We start from the raw sequence: 17,743 nt of genomic DNA on the forward strand, positions 1-17,743 counted from the left end.
GAGGACTCCCGGATCAAGCTACGGACGGTTTCCTTTCAGCGGCAAGACGCCTTGGTCGGTTTCCGCATGGAAGAAAAAAGTCGCGCCGGGCGGTGAGTTCGGTGCGGAGGAATCATGGGCCTGACTGCTCGATCAGCCGGTGGACGTCTTCCACCGCAGCGAGCAGCTCGTCGGCGAAACGGCGTTCGGCCGCGGAGTCGGTCATGCGGGTCGACGGAACGGCGATGTTGAGGGCGGCGATCGGCGTGCCTATCCGGTCCCGCAGGCATGCGCCGACCGCGCTGATGCCGATCTCCGCCTGCTCGCGGTTGATCGCGTACCCGCGTCGCCTGATCTCCTCGAGCTCGGCCCCGAGCTCGTCGAACGTACGCAGCGAATGCGGGGTCGGAGTCGGCAGGACCAGCTCGGGCACGTGGTGGGCGAGCTGCTCCGTCGGCAGCGCAGCGAGGATCGACTTGCCACCCGCGGTGCACGTGGCGGGGAGCAGAACACCGGTGCGGCTGCCGACCCGGACGGTGCGGCGGCCTTCCACGCAGTCGATGAACCGCACGCAGCCCCGCTCGAGCACGAGCAGGCTCGCCGTCTCGTGCGTGGCCTCCCTGAGGGCTTCGAGCGCAGGACGTGCCACGGTGCGTAGGTCGATGCGACCGATCACCGCGAAGCCGAGCTCGGCGAGCACCGGGCCGGGCCGATACGGGGTGTTGGGCCGGTCCTGGACGACGAACCCGTGCTGCATCAGCGAGGACAACAGCCGGTGGGCCGTCGAGCGGGCGACGCCGAGCGAGTCCGCCGCGTCGGACAGCCGGACCGGCCCGCGTTCGGCGACGAGTTTGAGCAGGTGGAGGGCGTTGTCCACCGAGGACAGTCGATTGATCGGGTTCGGCATGACGGGCCTCGACCTCCGGGGCGGTGGGTGGTCACATCCGCTCGTCCGGCCGCTGCATGTGGTGATAGCCGTGGCGCACCCTGGCCTGGGCCAACGTCGACTTGCCGGCGAGGACGTCGGCCAGGATCGCCTCCTCGCCCGCCGCGATGAGCGTGGCTGTCCCCAGCACCGTGTCCTCCACATCGGAGGGAACGACGACGACCCCGTCCGGGTCACCGAGCACGAGGTCGCCCGCCTTCACCTGGACGCCCCCGATCGACACCGGGCCGCCCACGTCGGACACCTCGACACGGTCCTTGCCCGTGCGCATGAACCGGCCGCGGCTGTGGATGGGGTAGCCGAGCTGAAGCGCCCGCGCCACGTCGCGGCAGACCCCGTCGATCACAGTGCCCGCGACACCCCGGTCGGCCGCGATCGTGGTGAGGATGTCGCCCCAGACCGTGCAGTCCGTACGCCCGGCGTTGTCCAGCACGACGACATCTCCCGGGGACACGTCGTCGAGGTAGTCGCCGACCGTGCCTGGCGAGGCCCCTGCCGTCACGTATCGAACGGTGAACGCACGGCCCCAGAACCGGGCCGACGAGTCGGAGAGCGGGCGCAGCCCGTAGGCGCTACCGGGCAGACCGAGGCGGTCGAGTGCGTCCGAGACCGTGGCGGTGGAGAACCCGGCCAGGGGATGAGTGGGTGGGGTGGTCATCGCTCACTTTCCTCGGACGCGATCGACGGGAACCGCGAGTCGTGCATGACGTCGGTGACCGGGCGCCCGGCGCGGACCGCGGCCACCATCGCCGCCTCACGCTCGACGATCCGCTCCGCGAGTCCGATCACGTCCCCGGTGCGGTCATGGGGGACGAACACCACGCCGTTGCGGTCGGCCAGAACGAGGTCACCGGGGCTGACGCGGATGCCGGCCACGTCGATGGGCTCGTCCATCGCGAGTTGGACGATGCGGCCGCGCGCGCTCACCGGTACGACAGCGCGGCCGAACACCGGGAATGCGAGCTCCTCGCTCTCCGCGATGTCGCGGCACGCCCCGTCGATCACCACTCCGCGCAGGCCCCGTCCCTGAGCCGCGACGGCCAGGATGCCGCCCCAGCAGGAGACGTCCGTGCGCCCGGCGTTCGCGATCACGAGCACGTCGTCGGCGTGGGCCGCCTCGATCGCCGCGGTGGCGATGTGGTCGGCGGGTCCCTCCGACGGGCGGGGTCCGGCGCGCACGGTCCGGACGAACCCTGCGACGACACCCGGAACCGGCCACAGCGGCCGCAGGCCGGTGGTGGCTCCGGCGAGCCCCAGCGTGTCCAGCGCGTCCGAGACCGCGCAGCTGTCCAGGGCCCGCAGCCGGTCCAGGAGGTTCAGGAGGTCCACCTTCGGTTCTGTCCGGTCACTCACGTCGCCTCCTCGCTGAGGCTCGTCGGCCACGTTCGCAGAGCTACTGTGTCTGACGGTTCGCTCGCAGGCTCGCTCACGTCGCCTCCTCGCTGAGGCTCGTCGGCCACGTTCGCAGAGCTGCTGTGTCTGACGGTTCGCTCGCAGGCTCGCTCACGCCGCAGCCGCCGCGACGGGGGTCCAGGTGACGAAACCCATCGCGCATCCCGTTCCCGCCTCGGTCCGGTAGCAGGGCTGGTAATCCACGACCTCGGGACGCAGACCGGTGCCCGACATCGCGCCGGCCACGACGATCCAGTTCCGCAGCTCGGACGTCCCCGAGCGCAGCAGTGCGTCCGGAAGCTGCGTCATGTACTCGGAGTCGTCTTCGACCAGGGCGTCGAGGAAGGCCCGGTCGAGCTCCTCGTCCACGACCATGTGGCTCAGCCCACCGGAGGCGACGACTCCCACTCGATCCGCGCCGGCGAAGGCCGCGATGCCTGCGCCGAGCGCGCGCCCGAAGGCGTAGCACCGCGCTGCGGTCGGCGGGTTGGGCTCCCAGAAGGTGTTGACGAAGACGGGGACGAACGGGATCTCCCCGCTGCCGTCGAGCACCTGCTGGTAGACGAAGCCCCAGCCGTGGGGGATCCCGTGGTCGCCGTAGCGTCCGGCCGGGAGCGCGCTTGAGGCGGCCGGGTCGAATCCCGCCTGTCCCACGTGCTTCACGAGGTGCAGAGCGAGCTCCGGATGGCACGTGCGCGTGATCGGGGCGTCCGGGACGTTCGCCACCTCGGCGATCGCCAGCCCCGGCGGCATCGCGTCGAGGTGCTCCTGCGTGAACGGCACGTGCTCGACGGTATCGCCGTGATAGATCGCGAACGCGGGGAGCAGTTCGTCGCCGAAGGTCTCCTTGTGGTCGCTGCTCACCACCACGAGCGCGTCGAGCCCCGCGCCGCGCACCACGTCGCCGAGGGTGCGGATCGCCCGACGGCACGAGGCGTGCCGGTTCTGCCAGACGTCGGGCAGGCACTCGTCGGCGAACGTGCCGACGCCACGCAGCCGGTCGAGCTCGGCGAACGTGTGTTCCTGCCCCTTGTAGACCAGCGCCGGGTTGCGCCGGTCCGCCTTGCCGCGCTCTCCCCAGCTCGCGGGCGGGGTGTTCAGCAGGGGACCGTGCGAGGTCCCGATGCCGGCCACGATCTCGGCCATGTTCCCTTCGCCTCTCAGAGCCGGAACAGCTCGCGTGCGTTCGTCTCCATGAGCTGCTTGCGCTCGCCCGCGGTCAGCCAGTCGATGTCCGCGATCAGGTGGTGGATGTCGTCGATCCAACGGCCTGTCTCGGGATCACGGACCGAGCCGGTGCCGGGCTTCTCCGTGCCGAACAGGCAACGGTCGACCCCGACTGCGCGCAGCAGCAGCTCGATGGAGTCCTGCGTGTAGAGACAGGTGTCGTAGTACAGCCTGCGCAGCCGGTCCTCGAACCGGCCGCCCCCGCGGATGGCCCCGGGCTGGAACCGGCCGCGCTGGTAGGGGATCGCGCCGCCGCCGTGGGAGACGATGATCTTCAGGTCGGGGAAGTCGGTGAGGACGCTGGAGTTCAGCAGCCCGACGACGGCGAGCGTCTCCTCCTGGATGAAATGCAACGAGTACGTCTCGCGAGCGGGCGCGCGGCAGCCTGCCGAGTGGATCAACGCCGGGACGTCGAGCTCACACAGCGCCTCCCACACCGGGTACCAGAACCTGTCGCCGAGGTTCGGCGGCTGCTGAGTGCCCTCGTAGGGGTCCGGGTTGAACGTCGCACCGACGAATCCGAGCTCCTGGACACAGCGGCGCAGCTCGCCGACCCAGTCCGCCGGGGAGCGCTCCATGCTCTGTGGCAGCCCGGCGATTCCGCGGAACCGGCCCGGTACGAGCGCGCAGACACGGGCGATGACGTCGTTGGTCTCCGCGGTGAACCACTCGACGAGTTTGGCGGGAGACTCGCTGTGCATCATCTGGTACGGCCGTGGCGAGATCAGCTGCAGGTCGACGCCGGCCTCGTCGAGGTGGGCGAGGTGGGACTGGTTGCCGAAACTCGGGTTGGGCGCTTCGAGAGCGACGCGCAGCTGGTCGTCGGAGATGCCGGCGCCGCCGCGCCCGTGCGCACCACGGTGGGAGAGCAGACCGGCCTTGTAGGCGTAGAGCTCGCTGGGTGCGCTGACGTGGCCGTGCACGTCGATGATCATGGGTGTCCCTTCGCCGAGCTGCCCGCCGTAGACGAGCGGACACTAAATGCCCTGTCGCATCCTGCGGAGCAATCCCGACGACTGTTCTTCTCTGCCGAAAATGCTTCCCCGACCCGGTCCCGGGCGATCACAGTCGTCGGGGTGCGGGGGAGTGGCCTTCGCGCGGACCTCACAGGAGCGGCCGTGCAACTGGCGGATCTTGTCGCCCTCGACCAGGACGGGCTGCGCTGCCCCGCTGAGGCGTACGAGCGGATGCGGGAGCGCGGGGTGCACTACGCCCCCGAGGTGGACGCCTACGTGGTCAGCCGGCACGCCGACGTCGTCGCGGTGCTGCGCGACGGGGAACGGTTCTCGTCGGCCAACACCGTCGGCAACCCGCCCGTGCGCCCGGAGGACGACGGCACGGGCCTGCGGCCGCTCCTGCTGCTGTCCGACGATCCCCTGCACGCCCGGCGGCGGTCGATCGTCAACCGCGTTTTCACCCCCGCTCGGGTGGCGGCGTGGGAGCCGCAGATCAGCGAGGTCTGTGCCCGGCTCGTGGACGGCTTGCGGGGGCGCACCGACATCGATCTCGTCCGGGACCTGGCGGCCCTGTTGCCGATCCGGGTGATCAGCCTCGTGCTCGGCGTGCCGCAACGCGACGTCGACCGGTTCCGTGCGTGGTCGGAGGAGATCACGAGCTCACTGGGCGGTCATTCCGGAGACGCCGCCCGCCGCGAGCGAGTGCAGAACGAGTTCACCGAGTACATCGGCACTCTGCTGGACGAGCGCGACGGCACGCCTGGTGAGGACGTCCTGTCGCTCATCGGCGAGGCCGAGCGCCAGGGGGAGCTCTCGCGGCGCGAGTGCGTGAGGTTCGTGATCGAACTCCTGATCGCCGGCAACATCACCACCACCCACCACCTCGCCAGCAACATGGCCCTTCTCGGTCGCACGCCGGGCCTTTTCGAGCAGCTGCGCCGCGAGCCGCAGCTGATCGGACGGTTCATCGAGGAGTCCCTGCGGCTCGAAGCGCCGATCCAGTGCTTCTACCGGCTGGTCACGGTCGACAGTCTCGTCGGAGGCGTGGACGTGCCGGCCGGGTCACGCCTGCTGGTGTTCTACGGCTCCGCCAATCGCGACCCGCAGGTGTGGGAGCAATGCCCGCACCTCGTGCTGGACCGGCGGAACGGCTCCGCGCACCTCGCCTTCGGCAAGGGCGCGCATGCGTGCATCGGGGCGTCACTGGCGCGCCTGGAGAGCCGCGTCGTCCTGGAGGCCCTGCTCGAGCGGATCGAGTCCGTCGAATTGCTGCTTCCCCACGAGCAGCAGCCCTACCTGCCGAGCTTCGTCAACCACGGCCCGATCTCCCTGCCTGCGCGGCTGGTGTTTCTGGGCACGACGGTGGGTTCACCGCGCGTGCCTTGAAGAACGTGTAGTGGAAGGACCCGTCGGGCTCTGCTGTGCGTCGCAGGTCGGCGATGCCCCGGTCCCACGCGGGCGCGGCCAGGAGGCCGGTGATCAGGGCGGCATCGCGCACCGACTCCATCATCGCCGTGAAGGTGTTGCGGATGAAGCCTTCGACGAGGGCCGGGCGGGTGTGGTCGGCGTAGACCGTGCGCGGGCGGGTCACGGCGTCGACGAAGCCGGCGTCCTCCAGCAGGGGCTGGAGCTGCCGGCCGAGTAGCGCGTTCCCGCCCGCCTCGGCCTGTAGCTGGACCTGGCAGTCGATCACCGCACGTGCGAAGAGGCTGTCGGGGTGGAAGAACGCCGACCCGTGGTCGCCCTCGATCACGGTGATGGTTCCTCCTGGCCGAAGGACACGTCGGAGATCGGCCAGTGCGCGCCGCGGATCGGACAGGTGCTCGAGCACGAAACAGAGGAAGAGGTGATCGAACGCCGCGTCGGCGAACGGTAGGTCGAACAGGTCGGCCCGGTGCCACTCCACGGTCGCCCCCGGGGCGCGTGCCGCGACCCGGGCCCGGGCCTGCGCGAGCGAGTCCTCCGAGATGTCGACGGCGACGAGATGAGCGTCCGGGCTCGACCTCACCAGGTGCACGGTCTGTGCGCCGACCCCGCACCCGACCTCGAGCACGCGGCTGCCGGGCGGGAAGAACGTGTCGGAGTGCAGCAGCTCGGCAAGCGTGTCGGCCTGGTCGCTCAACCGGCGGGCCTCATGCGTCGAGTACCCGTGCACATATCCGGTGGTCGGCGTGGTTGTGTCCATGTCCGTCACCCTGATGCCAGTATGGCCCTGTGGGCAGGGCCAAACGCGAGCCGGACAACCGGACCATAAGTCGGGGATCAGACTTCCTCCAGCTCGACGTCGACGGCGCCCCGGCCGGGGGTCTGGCCGACTGGCTGGCCGTCCAGCTGAGGGAAGCCATCGCCGACGGGCGGGTGCCGCTGGGAAGCAGGTTGCCGGCCACGCGGGTGCTCGCGAGCGAGCTTCACGTCTCGCGCGGGGTGGTCACCGAGGCCTACCAGCGCCTCACCGAGGACGGGCACGTCGCCGGGCGTGGTCGCGCAGGCACCGTCGTCGTCGCGGCGCCCGTGGCGTGCCCGACCGACGCCCTGTCGGAGGAGCCCGCCGCCCCGCCTGCCGCGCTGTTCGCTGCACCGCCCGGCGTGGACATCTTCGATGCGCTGCGCGCCGTCCCTGCCCGGATCGACCTGACACCCGGCGTCCCCGACCTGGCGGCCTTTCCCCGGTCGGCCTGGGTGCGTGCGGAACGATCCGTGCTCGCCGAGCTGTCGGCGGCGAACTTCGGATACGGCGATCCGCGGGGGAGCGCGGTGCTGCGTCTCGCCGTGGCCCGCTGGCTCGCGCGCAACCGCGGGATCCGGGTCGATCCCGTCGAGGTGGTCGTGGTCGCCGGGGTCACCCAGGCGCTCGGCCTGATCGCGCAGGTGCTGCGCCGGCGCGGCATCACGGAGATCGCCGTGGAGGATCCCGGGTCCCTCGGGGTCCGCCAGCACCTGCAGAGCTGGAACGTCGACACCCCGCCGATCGAGGTCGACAGCGGCGGACTGCGCGTCGACGTCCTCCGCGACGGCGGCGCCCCTGCGGTTCTGCTCACTCCCGCACACCAGTTCCCCACCGGCGTGGTCCTCGACGGTGGGCGCCGCGGTGAGCTGATGCGGTGGGCGGGTGAGGGCGGGTTGGTCGTCGAGGACGACTACGACGCCGAGCACCGCTACGACCGCCCGCCGGTCGCTGCGCTGCGCTCGATGCTCGGGCAGGTCTTCTACACCGGGAGCGTCTCGAAACTGCTCGCTCCGGCGCTGCGCGTCGGCTGGCTGCTCGCGCCGTCCGAGTACAGGGACGACCTCGTCGCGGCCAAGCGCAACGCCGATCTCGGCAACGCCGTGCTACCGCAAATGGTGCTGGCCCGGCTGATGGAATCGGGGGAGCTGGAGCGCCACCTGCGCCTGCTCCGCGGACGCCACCGTCGCCGCCGCGATGCGATGATCCGCGCGATCAAGACGCAGCTCCCGGGGGCCACCGTGCACGGCGCCGCGGCGGGCCTGCATCTGACCGTCACCTTCGAGGACGACGTCCCCGACATGGAGCTCGCCTCGGGGGCGCTCGCGCAGGGCGTCAAGGTGCAGCCGCTGTCGTGGCATCGCCAGCGCCCGGGGGCGCCCGGGCTCGTCATGGGCTATGCCGCGCGCCCGGTCTCGGAGATCGAGGAGGCAGTCGCCACGCTCGGTGCGGTTTTGCGGCGTCTGGCCTGAATGAACCGGTGGATTCGTGGTAGCGATACTGCGACCACCTTGCAGCGCACGAGCTGTTCCGCGCCGGGCTCATCGCCGTGGCCGAGCCGGGATCTGTCGGGCAGCGCGTCGCAGCCCGCCTCACCGACACCGGACGGTCGGTGCTCTCGGCCGCGTGACGGCTCGCTGATCTCCGCGGCGACTCCGAGCACGGATACTGTCGCCCCGGGTTCGAGACCAGCGCTGTTCGACGGCCCCGCAGTCCCAGACGTTCGCAGGTGGCCGGAAGGAACAGGAATTTCGTGATCTCGGCAGTGGTGATGACGGCCCCGGATGCCCCGCTCGAAGTGCGCGCCTTCGAACGCCCCGAGCTCGAGCCGGGCGGGGTCCTGGTGCGAACCCTCGGCAGCGAGGTGTGCGGAACCGATGCGCACCTCTGGAAGGGGCAGCTCGCGGGCGTGCCGTACCCGATCATCCCGGGGCACGTCAGCGTCGGCCAGGTCGCCGAGCTCGGCCCCGCCGGCCCGACAGCGGACGTCGCGAGGGACGTGTCGGGAGCGCCGCTTCAGGTGGGGCAGATCGTCACGTTCCTCGACGTGTACGGGACGTGCGGGCGCTGCTGGTACTGCACCGTCGGGCACGCCACCACCCGCTGCCCGTCCCGCAAGGTCTACGGAGTCACCCTCTCGGCCGACGACGGGCTCCTCGGGGGCTGGTCGGAGTACATCTACCTGCGGCCCGGCGTGCACGTCGTCCCGCTGCCCGCCGAGCTGGACTGGCGCGCGTTCCTGGCCGGTGGATGCGGGATGCCGACCGCGCTCCACGCCGTGACGCTGGGCGAGATCGCCTTCGGTGACACCGTCGTCGTCCAGGGCGCCGGGCCTGTCGGCCTGTGCGCTGCCGTTCTCGCGCAGCTGCGGGGGGCGGGGTCCGTGATCGTCGTCGGAGGTCCCGAGGTCCGGCTCGACGCGGCAACACGGTTCGGCGCCGACGCCGTCATCGACATCGGCTCGACCACCCCGGAGGAGCGGCTCGCTGCCGTCCGCGATGCGACGCAGGGGCGGGGAGCGGACGTCACCATCGAGGCCACGGGGGTGCCGGGAGCGGTTCCCGAAGGAATGCGGCTCACCCGTGATGCGGGGCGCTACGTCGTCGTCGGGCAGTACACCGACGCGGGAGACGCCACGTTCAATCCCCATCTGGATCTCAACCAGAAGCATCTGGAGATCCGCGGGTGCTGGGGAAGCGATGTCGGCCATGTGTACCGATCCGTGCAGGTGATGGCCCGCTACGGGCGGCAGTTCCCGTGGACCGAGCTGATCAGCAGGGAGTACGGTCTCGACAGCGCCCAGGCCGCGCTCGAGGACGTCGCCGCCCAGCGCGTGGTGAAGGCGCTCATCGTGCCGGCGAGATAGCGCCCGAGGGCCATTGCGCGGCGTGAGCCGAAATGATCTGCTGGGTTCGGCTATCGGCGTCCGTTCCCCGGCATATCGGAGCGATGCGGGATATTGGGTGGAACGCCCGAATTCGGCCGCCGACGGCAGTCCGGATCGACGAGTTCGAAGGGGGGCGGGTAAGGCATGAGCATCGGACAGGCACTGCCGGCGCAGACGCGGCAGGAGGCGGTGGAGCGATCCAGCCTGGCGCAGATCGGTGCCGTGGACATCGACGACGTGCTCGACTACGTGCACGCCGACCTGAAGCGGCTGCCGGACCACATGGAGCTCTACCGGCGGTACCTGCGTCAGCGCTGGGACGTCTACGAGCTGGACTTCACGCAGGACGTGGTCGACTGGCGCACGCGCATGAGCCAGGAGGAGCGCGACGCGTTCGTCGCGATCTCCTCGGGATTCCACCACGGCGAGCGTCAGGTCGAGGTGGAACTGCCGGTGTTCATGCTCGGCGGCAGTGAAGAGTCCAAGATCTACATGTCGAGCCAGATCGAGGACGAGGCTCGGCACACGGTGTTCTTCGACCGGTTCTACCGGGAGGTCGTCGCGCTCCCGGGCAGCACGGTGCAGGAGGTGCTGGACGCCTCCTACCCCTACGTGTCGGAGACGTTCGTGGGGCCGTTCGGGCTGCTCGCGTACCAGGCCGACGAGCTGCGGCGCGATCCGGAGGACCTCGCGGCACGTACCCGGTACGGCACCACGTATTTCCTGTGGATCGAGGGCGTGCTCGCGCTCTCGGTCATGAAGATCACCCTCACCTACTGCCGCACCCGCAAGTTCCTGCCCGCCTACTATGCGGGGTTCACCGCCACCTGTCGGGACGAGGCGCGCCATGTGCAGGGCGGGATGCGGTTCCTGCGTGACGCGGTGCAGTCCGATCCCGCGCAGCTGCGTGAGATCCACGAGACGCTTCGCACGATCTTGTCCATGAACGGGGCCGTGAGCAGGCGACTCGCGCTGGAGGCCCTGGGGTGGACACCGGAGGAGGTGCGCAGGCTGATGATCCGGCAGCTGTCGATGAAGCTCTCCGACGTCGGCATCGACCTCCCGCCCGACATCCAGCAGATGATCCAGCGCATCGAGCCCGAACTGGCCGGAGGCTGACGGTGACCACGACCGTGACGCAGGCGCCCGACATGTTCGGCCCGGAGTGGGCGCAGGCAGTGCGCGAGGCCGTCGACGCCGAACCGAGCGAGGAGCTACGGGCGAGCAAGCTGCCCACCTACTGGGAGTGGATCGAGCAGGTCCGCGCCGGATACGACGCCACGTGGGTGCTGTCGGACGCCGAGTTGCCCGCCGCGCTGGGCGGCGGTCCGGCGCATCTGCTGTTGGAGTGGCAGCAGGGGCGCTGTGTGCGCGCTGCGGTGGTGGATGCGGCCGAGGTGGAAGGGGCGGACTACGTCCTGGCCGCTCCGCACGAGGTGTGGCGGGAGCTGGTCGGTGGCGCCAACGCCGGGCAGCTCGTGATGTACCGGCGGATCCGGCTCGAACGCGGCAACGTCCTGCGCTTCTTCCGCGGCATCTACTTCGTGGTCGAGGCACTCGACGCCCTCGGCCGCGTGCCGGCACGGGTGGACTAGCAGCCCACCGGCGTCACCGGCCGTCGCGCAACGGGATCACGTGTCCGTTGGCGGTGTCGCCCGGGTCATCGGCGTCGCCTCGGTCCTGCCGGTTCTCCACCCTGCCGTCCCATTCGGCGGGAGCGGCGCCAGGAACCCCGACGCGGGCCAGGGCCCGGCGCACCGTGTGATCCACGATGTCCTCCACCGAGGTCGGACGGGCGTAGAACGCCGGGGCCGGGGGCATCAGGATCGCGCCCGCTTCGGCGGCCGCGGTCATGGTGCGGAGATGGCCGAGGTGCAGCGGTGTCTCACGCACCATGAGCAGGAGTGGGCGACCCTCCTTGAGGCAGACGTCCGCCGCGCGAGAGATCAGGTCGTTCGCGTAACAGTGGGCGACCGCCGACAGCGTCTTGATCGAGCACGGCGCAACGAGCATCGCGTGCACGGGGAACGAGCCGGAGGCGATCGTCGCCCCGACGGCGGAGGGTTTGTGCACGACGTCGGCCAGCTCCTCGACCGCGCGCACGTCGAGGCCGCACTCGTGGCGGATCGTCAGTGCTGCCGCCCGTGAGATCACCAGGTGCGTCTCGACGGCGGGGTTGTCGCGGAGGATTTCGAGCATCCGCACGCCGTAGGGCGCTCCGCTGGCCCCGGTCATCCCGACGATGATCCTCATGCCCCGACCTCGTCGGCGCCCACTGCCGCGGCGCCGGCTCCCTCGATGTAGCGGAGGGCGGCGGCGGAGTCGATCACGTCTCCGTACTTCTGGTCCAGGTCGAACAGACTCATCCAGTGGCTGGCCTCGATCCGGTCGAAGCAGCAGTCCTCGATGACGCCGACCTGGTAGCCGAGCACGCAGGCATCGATCGCGGTGGCACGGACACACCCGCTGGTCGCCTCGCCGCAGAGCAGGACCGTGTCGATCCGGGCGGCGGTGAGCAGCGCGTCGAGCGGGCTACTCGTGAACCCGCTCGGCGTGCACTTCTCCAGAACGACGTCGCCGTCGGCGGGTGTGAGCTCGTCGACGATGCGCATGTCCCGGGCCGTTCGGACGGGGTCTCTCGGCCGGTCGCGGCGCTTGCGGTTCCACGGGTTCGGGTTCGCGACGAGGCCGGTGAGGTAGAAGACGGGGACACGCCGGTCGCGGGCGGCGGCGAGGACCGGCACGATGCGGTCGACGGCGGCCCAGCCCGCGGGACCACACGCGGACGGCCAGGCGTCGACCGCTTCCAGAAGTGGTCTGCGGGAGTCGCCGAGCGCGGCGCGGTAAGCGTCGACGACGATTATCGCAGGAGTCGTGCCCAGCCCGAACGGTTCGCGTTTGGCCCACGATGTCCGGGCGAGCAACTGCGTGTCCTGTTCGGTGAGGAAGCGGTTCCAGCCCCTCGTCGCGCGGTCCACCTCGGCTCCTCTCGAGTCGCTGGGGATATCTCGTCACCCTACAGTCGCGTCGACACTTGTGGGTCCCATGCGGCGTCTGGACGGCCATCTCGGGTCTGGACGGGTTGAAATCCGAGTGATTCACTTCAAGTGTCGACACTTTGACTTATGTCTCGTGGAAGACCAGCTCGATCAAGGAGGACGAGCACATGGCATCAGCCGTGACGAAACTTCGCATTCGGGATATTCAGATCGGCCACAGCTCGGGCCGAAAGGGCACCTTTGCACTCGCCGTCGACGGGCTGACCTTCGACGTCGCGGCGAACGAGTTCATCGCCGTCGTCGGCCCGAGCGGCTGCGGCAAGACGACCTTCCTCACCGCGGTCGCCGGACTGACCCCCGTCACATCCGGCGAGCTCAGCCTCGACGGGCAGCAGATCGTCGGCCCCGGCACGGAGAGATCGCTGGTCTTCCAGCAGGCCTCCTTGTTTCCGTGGCACACCGTCGTCGAGAACATCCAGTTCGGCCTCAAGGCCCATGGCCGCCTCGATGCGGACGGGCGGCGGCGGACGCTGGAGCTGCTCGAACTCGTCGGGCTCGAGGGAAAGGGTGAGAAGTACCCACGCGAGCTGTCGGGCGGGATGAGCCAGCGGGTCAACCTGGCCCGCGCGCTGGCCACCGATCCCGAGCTGATTCTGCTCGACGAACCGTTCTCGGCCCTCGACGCCCAGACCAGGGAGGTCATGCAGGAGGAGCTGACGCGCATCTGGCAGGCCGACGGGATCCAGGCGGGCAAGACGGCCATGTTCATCACGCACGACGTTCCGGAGGCGGTGTTCCTCGCGGACCGGGTCATCGTGCTCTCGACAGGACCGGCGCACCTCGTCGCGGACATCCGTGTCGGGCTCCCACGACCGCGGCTTCCCGCGGTGAAGCGGTCGCCCGAGTTCCTGGCACTCGTCGACGAGATCACCGGTCTCGTCATGAATCAGTCCCAGCCCGTACGGAGGATGACGTCCGATGACGACGCACGTCTCGCCGGCTAGGTCCGCGGCATCCCCGGTGGAGCCCCGGCGTCCGCGGCGCGAGCGTCGGCTGAAGTCGGGGACGCTGGGCCTCATCGGGCTCGTCGTGGTGCTGGGCGCCTGGCAGCTCTGCGCGTGGACCGGCGTGGTGGACGACAGGTTCACCAGCTCACCCGTCGGCGCCATCGGTGGGCTCGTCGAGATGATCCGGACCGGGGACCTGTGGCTCCCGCTGCTGTCCACCGTGTCGAGCGTGGTCTACGGAATGATCATCACGATCGTGGTCGGCATTCCCCTCGGCCTGATCATCGGGCGCAGCCGGATTCTCTTCGACCTCACCGAGCCCGTCGTCAGCATCATGTACGCGGTGCCGTTCGTGGTCTTCCTCCCGATCGTGATCTTCTGGTTCGGCATCGGTGCCGAGGCGCGGCTGGTGATCGTCGTGTGGAGCGCGGCATTCCCGCTCCTGATCAACGTGATCGCCGGGGCACGCAACATCGACAGCAACTACCTGCACGTTGCACGGGTGTTCTGCGCCTCGCGGCTGCTCACGCTGCGCGCCATCGCCTTCCCCGCCACGTTGCCGTTCATCCTGGCCGGCGTGCGGCAGGCCGTGGGCCGCGCTCTCGTCGGGGCGATCGTGGCAGAGCTGTTCATGGGCAACTCGGGCCTCGGTTACGTCGTGCAGACGCAGACCTCCAACGTCGAGATGGACAACGCCATGGCCGCGATCGTCGTGATCGCGGTGCTCGCCGTGCTGCTCACGCGGAGCGTCGCCTGGCTCGAACGCCGCCTCACCTTCTGGTCCAGCTCGGTCTGACCCGTGCCAACCCCGGCGCGCAGTGCTGCGCCCCGCACGAAGGGCATCGTCATCCGTCCACGACTTCTCCTCACCGCCGTCGCTGTCGTCGTCGCGGCCGCGTCGACCGCCTGTGGCACCGCGGGCGCCGCCGCCCCCTCGTCGGACATGTCGATGACGATCGGTTACACCGCCGTCGGCGCCGCCTACGACGACCTCTACGTCTGCGAGGACAAGGGGGTGTTCACGAAGAACGGCCTCGACGTCACGCTGACGCTGCTCAACAGCAGCTCGCAGCTCTTTCCGGCCATCGCCAGCAACAGTGTGCAGATCGGCGCAGGTGAGGCCCGCACGACCGCGGCGGGCGCGCTCGCCGGCTTCGGCCTGAGCTACATCGCCCTGCCGATACCCCGCTACTACCTCGAGATGTGGGGCCCGCCGAGCATCACCTCACCCGACCAGCTCAAGGGCAAGCGCATCGGGCTGAGCTCTCCCGGCTCGCTCGGCGACGCGTCGGTGGACGCTCTGCTGCGCGACAAGGGCTGGACGGAGAACGACGTGCAGAAGACGTTCCTCAAGAGCACCTCGGCCGAGGTGACAGCGCTCCAGACGGGGGCCGTCGACGTGATCGTGACCCAGCCGCCGACCGGGACGAAGACCCGCGCGCAGGGCTTCCACAAGGTCATGGACTTCACGCAGTACCCGTCGGCGGCGAACGCCTACGTGACGACGACCGACTTCCTGAAGTCGCATCCCGCGGCCGTGGCGGCGTTCGTCAAGTCGGAGGTGGAGTGCCTGGCCATCCTGCACACCGACAAGGCGGCCGCCATCGCGAGCATCCGCAAGCACAGCGGCTCCACGGACCCGAGCCTGGCCGAGTACGCGTACGACTTCTTCGACCCGTTGTGGGCGAAGGTGCCCACCGTGGATCCCGCGCTGGCGAAAGCGGCCTTCGACGACGCGGCGGCGCAGCGACACGACCCACCACCGGCCGACATCTCGTCCTACCTGGACAACACGATGGTCGACGACCTGCAGCGAAGCGGATTCATCGACTCGCTCTACAAGAAGCCTTAGCAAGGAGTCACGAGCATCATGGGAACCTCGCTGGATCAGGTCGACGACCTGCGAAGCTGGCTGGAACTGGTGAACGAGCTCGGCGAGCTGAAGGTCGTCGAGGGCGCACACTGGGATCTGGAGATCGGTGCGGCGTCGGACGTGAACTATCGGCGCACGTCACCGTCCGCATTGCTGTTCGACCGTGTCGTGGGCTACTCGCAGGGTGCACGCGTGCTCTCCGGCAGCATGTCGAACGCCCGGAGGCTCGGCCTCACGCTGCGCCTGGGCACCGACCTCGACGACCGGGCACTGGTGCAGGCGCTGCGGAGCAAGCCCAACCAGTGGATCGAGAACGCTCCGCGCCACCGGGCGCGTGTGGTCGACTCGGGGCCCGTCCTGGAGAACGTCGACCATGCAGATGCCGTCGACCTGCTGAAGTTCCCCGTACCGCGCTGGCACGAGGGCGACGGCGGCCGCTACATCGGCACCGGGTGCGCGGTCTTCACCACCGATCCGAACACCGGTGAGGTCAACGCCGGGGCGTACCGGATGCAGGTGCAGGACGACGGCCGCGCGGTGAGCGTGAACATCGAGGCCGGCAAGCACGGCGCGATGCACGTCCGGGAGTGGTTCGCGAAGGAGGGACGCGCCCCGGTCACGGCCTCGCTCGGACAGGATCCACTGCTGCTCATCGTCGCCGGCACCGAGGTGCCCCGCGATCTCTCCGAACTGGACTACGCCGGTGCGGTGCTCGGCAGGCCGGTCGACATCATCCGCGGCGAGGTGACGGGCTTGCCGATCCCGGCCACGGCCGAGGTCGCCGTCGAGGGCTGGCTGTACCCGGACCGCAAGGCCGACGAGGGCCCCTTCGGCGAGTGGACCGGCTACTACAGCGGCGGCTCCGAGCAGATCCTGACGATGGACGTCGAGCGCGTCTATTACCGCAACGACCCGATCCTGCTGGGCGCGCCTCCCGGGAAGCCGCCGCACGACTACTCCTACATGCGCAGCGTGATGAAGTCGGCGATGATCCACGACGCCCTCGTCTCCACGGGTCTGGCCGGGCTGGAGGGCGTGTGGGCCCACGAGGTCGGCGGCGGGCGCCAACTGCTCGCCGTCTCGGTGCACCAGCGCTACGCCGGGCACGCCCGGCAGGCGGGGCACCTCACCGCCCAGCTGCCCGCCGCCGCGTACATGAACAAGCTGGTGATCGTGGTCGACGGCGACGTCGACCCGCGCAGCCTCAACGACGTCATGTGGGCGGTGTGCACGCGCACCGAGCCCGGGCGTGACATCGACGTCCAGCGCTATACCTGGGGCAGCCGGGTCGACCCGCTGCGCGAGCCGGGCGCACCGCCCTACAACACGAGGGCGGTCATCGACGCCTGCCGGCCGTTCGAGAGGCTCGCGGGATTCCCGCGGGTGGCGGAGACCAGCCGGGAGCTGCGCGACCAGGTTCTGGCGAAGTGGCCGGACGTGCTCGGCTGACGCGGGAGCGGGTCCGGGAACAGGGAATGTGGAGGTGGCGATGAGCACGGCCGAGACGACGATGTCGGGTCCGGTGCACAGCCTGGGGCGGCGGGAGCTGCTCCGGGTGCTGAACCGAGCCGGTGGCACGAGCATCGTCGACGAGATCATCGTGAAGGTCGGAACGGACATCATCGAGGGCAGGCTGCTGCCCGGTGACGACCTGAACTCGGTGGAGCTCGCCCGCACGTTCGGCAGCAGCCGCACACCCGTGCGGGAGGCCCTGCTCACGCTGGAACGCGAAGGGTTCGTCGAGATCTCCGCCCACCGCAGGCCGCGCGTCGCGCCCCTGCGGATCGAGGAGGTGCGGGAGCTCTACCGCGTGCGCGCGCACCTGTACGCGCTGGTCAGCCGCGAGGTGGTGCAGGTCGCGGGCGACGCCGACATCGCGCGGCTGCGGGTGCTGCAGGAACAGCTGGAACAAGCGGTGGAGGACGACGACGTCGACCGCTACTTCTGGATCAACGTCCACTTCCGCAACACCGAAGCGGAGATCGCCGGCAACCGAACGCTGTGCCGGGTGCTCGACAGCCTCGGGCTGCGGATGCTGCAGCTGCGTCACGTCAGCCTGTCGCTCCCGGGCCGCATCCAGCGTTCGGTGGAAGACCACGACCGTCTCGTGCGCGCCTACGAGGACCGTGACGCCGACCTCGCCGCGGCCTTGACGTCCGGGCTGGTCATGCGCGGGCTCGGCGCGATCGAACGGTCCGGATGGACGGGGCTCGGATCAGCGGATGGACGCTGAACGTCGGCGGCGCCGCTGAG

Annotated in this window: 18 protein-coding genes; 10 read left to right on the forward strand and 8 right to left on the reverse strand. The window is 69.9% G+C overall.

Features of this window, described 5'->3' with window-relative positions:
* Positions 1–112: 112 nt before the first annotated feature.
* The 5 genes from ACQPZQ_RS21050 to ACQPZQ_RS21070 all read right to left on the reverse strand — a co-directional run bounded on the left by ACQPZQ_RS21050 (position 113) and on the right by ACQPZQ_RS21070 (position 4,479).
* Positions 113–886 carry an IclR family transcriptional regulator gene (locus ACQPZQ_RS21050; protein ID WP_433298447.1) on the reverse strand — a complete coding sequence of 258 codons (774 nt, stop codon included), beginning with the start codon at positions 884–886 and terminating at the stop codon, positions 113–115.
* A 31-nt stretch (positions 887–917) separates the two neighbouring features.
* The gene (locus ACQPZQ_RS21055) at positions 918–1,583 is read right to left on the reverse strand and encodes an RraA family protein (RefSeq protein ID WP_433298449.1); all 666 of its coding nucleotides are present in this window, start codon (positions 1,581–1,583) and stop codon (positions 918–920) included.
* Complete coding sequence (locus ACQPZQ_RS21060) at positions 1,580–2,278, reverse strand: RraA family protein (RefSeq protein WP_433298451.1); 699 nt, start codon at positions 2,276–2,278, stop codon at positions 1,580–1,582. The genes ACQPZQ_RS21055 and ACQPZQ_RS21060 overlap by 4 nt, the downstream gene beginning before the upstream one ends.
* Positions 2,279–2,428: 150 nt before the next feature.
* Positions 2,429–3,463 carry a hypothetical protein gene (locus ACQPZQ_RS21065; protein WP_433298453.1) on the reverse strand — a complete coding sequence of 345 codons (1,035 nt, stop codon included), beginning with the start codon at positions 3,461–3,463 and terminating at the stop codon, positions 2,429–2,431.
* A gap of 14 nt (positions 3,464–3,477) precedes the next feature.
* Positions 3,478–4,479, reverse strand: a complete 1,002-nt coding sequence (locus ACQPZQ_RS21070; RefSeq protein ID WP_433298455.1) for an amidohydrolase family protein — start codon at positions 4,477–4,479, stop codon at positions 3,478–3,480.
* A gap of 183 nt (positions 4,480–4,662) precedes the next feature.
* On the opposite strand from ACQPZQ_RS21070, the gene ACQPZQ_RS21075 reads away from it, so the two are divergent.
* Positions 4,663–5,886, forward strand: coding sequence for a cytochrome P450 (locus tag ACQPZQ_RS21075; protein ID WP_433298457.1), 1,224 nt, complete (start codon positions 4,663–4,665; stop codon positions 5,884–5,886).
* Here ACQPZQ_RS21075 and ACQPZQ_RS21080 read toward each other — a convergent pair.
* Positions 5,810–6,685: an L-histidine N(alpha)-methyltransferase gene (locus ACQPZQ_RS21080; RefSeq protein WP_433298459.1), complete on the reverse strand. Its 876-nt coding sequence runs from the start codon at positions 6,683–6,685 to the stop codon at positions 5,810–5,812. The genes ACQPZQ_RS21075 and ACQPZQ_RS21080 overlap by 77 nt on opposite strands.
* A 29-nt stretch (positions 6,686–6,714) precedes the next feature.
* Here ACQPZQ_RS21080 and ACQPZQ_RS21085 point away from each other — a divergent pair, with 29 nt between their 5' ends.
* The 4 genes from ACQPZQ_RS21085 to ACQPZQ_RS21100 all read left to right on the forward strand — a co-directional run bounded on the left by ACQPZQ_RS21085 (position 6,715) and on the right by ACQPZQ_RS21100 (position 11,206).
* On the forward strand, positions 6,715–8,196 hold the full coding sequence (locus ACQPZQ_RS21085) for a PLP-dependent aminotransferase family protein (RefSeq protein WP_433298461.1): 1,482 nt from the start codon (positions 6,715–6,717) through the stop codon (positions 8,194–8,196).
* Positions 8,197–8,477: 281 nt separating this feature from the next.
* Entirely contained in the window at positions 8,478–9,590 is a 1,113-nt protein-coding gene (locus ACQPZQ_RS21090; protein ID WP_433298463.1) for a zinc-binding dehydrogenase, read from the forward strand.
* A 165-nt stretch (positions 9,591–9,755) separates the two neighbouring features.
* Complete coding sequence (locus tag ACQPZQ_RS21095; RefSeq protein ID WP_433298465.1) at positions 9,756–10,730, forward strand: ribonucleotide-diphosphate reductase subunit beta; 975 nt, start codon at positions 9,756–9,758, stop codon at positions 10,728–10,730.
* A gap of 2 nt (positions 10,731–10,732) precedes the next feature.
* Entirely contained in the window at positions 10,733–11,206 is a 474-nt protein-coding gene (locus ACQPZQ_RS21100) for a hypothetical protein (RefSeq protein WP_433298466.1), read from the forward strand.
* A 13-nt stretch (positions 11,207–11,219) separates the two neighbouring features.
* Here the strand turns inward: ACQPZQ_RS21100 and ACQPZQ_RS21105 are convergent, their stop codons facing one another.
* Positions 11,220–11,864 (reverse strand): UbiX family flavin prenyltransferase, encoded by a 645-nt coding sequence (locus ACQPZQ_RS21105; protein WP_433298468.1) that lies wholly within the window; start codon positions 11,862–11,864, stop codon positions 11,220–11,222.
* Positions 11,861–12,589, reverse strand: coding sequence for an isochorismatase family protein (locus tag ACQPZQ_RS21110; RefSeq protein WP_433298470.1), 729 nt, complete (start codon positions 12,587–12,589; stop codon positions 11,861–11,863). The genes ACQPZQ_RS21105 and ACQPZQ_RS21110 overlap by 4 nt, the downstream gene beginning before the upstream one ends.
* A 188-nt stretch (positions 12,590–12,777) precedes the next feature.
* On the opposite strand from ACQPZQ_RS21110, the gene ACQPZQ_RS21115 reads away from it, so the two are divergent.
* The 5 genes from ACQPZQ_RS21115 to ACQPZQ_RS21135 are packed head-to-tail and all read left to right on the forward strand — an operon-like array spanning position 12,778 to position 17,723.
* The gene (locus tag ACQPZQ_RS21115; RefSeq protein ID WP_433298472.1) at positions 12,778–13,614 is read left to right on the forward strand and encodes an ABC transporter ATP-binding protein; all 837 of its coding nucleotides are present in this window, start codon (positions 12,778–12,780) and stop codon (positions 13,612–13,614) included.
* Entirely contained in the window at positions 13,589–14,413 is an 825-nt protein-coding gene (locus tag ACQPZQ_RS21120; RefSeq protein ID WP_433298474.1) for an ABC transporter permease, read from the forward strand. Before ACQPZQ_RS21115 ends, ACQPZQ_RS21120 begins: the two co-directional genes overlap by 26 nt.
* 3 nt (positions 14,414–14,416) lie before the next feature.
* Positions 14,417–15,469 carry an ABC transporter substrate-binding protein gene (locus tag ACQPZQ_RS21125; RefSeq protein WP_433298476.1) on the forward strand — a complete coding sequence of 351 codons (1,053 nt, stop codon included), beginning with the start codon at positions 14,417–14,419 and terminating at the stop codon, positions 15,467–15,469.
* An 18-nt stretch (positions 15,470–15,487) separates the two neighbouring features.
* A complete protein-coding gene (locus tag ACQPZQ_RS21130) occupies positions 15,488–16,939 on the forward strand; it encodes a UbiD family decarboxylase (RefSeq protein ID WP_433298478.1) in 1,452 nt (483 codons plus the stop codon).
* A gap of 40 nt (positions 16,940–16,979) precedes the next feature.
* Positions 16,980–17,723, forward strand: a complete 744-nt coding sequence (locus ACQPZQ_RS21135; protein WP_433298480.1) for a GntR family transcriptional regulator — start codon at positions 16,980–16,982, stop codon at positions 17,721–17,723.
* Positions 17,724–17,743 lie beyond the last annotated feature (20 nt).

This window comes from Pseudonocardia sp. CA-142604, from assembly GCF_050948475.1.
In the GTDB taxonomy this organism is placed as follows: Bacteria; Actinomycetota; Actinomycetes; order Mycobacteriales; family Pseudonocardiaceae; genus Pseudonocardia; species Pseudonocardia alaniniphila.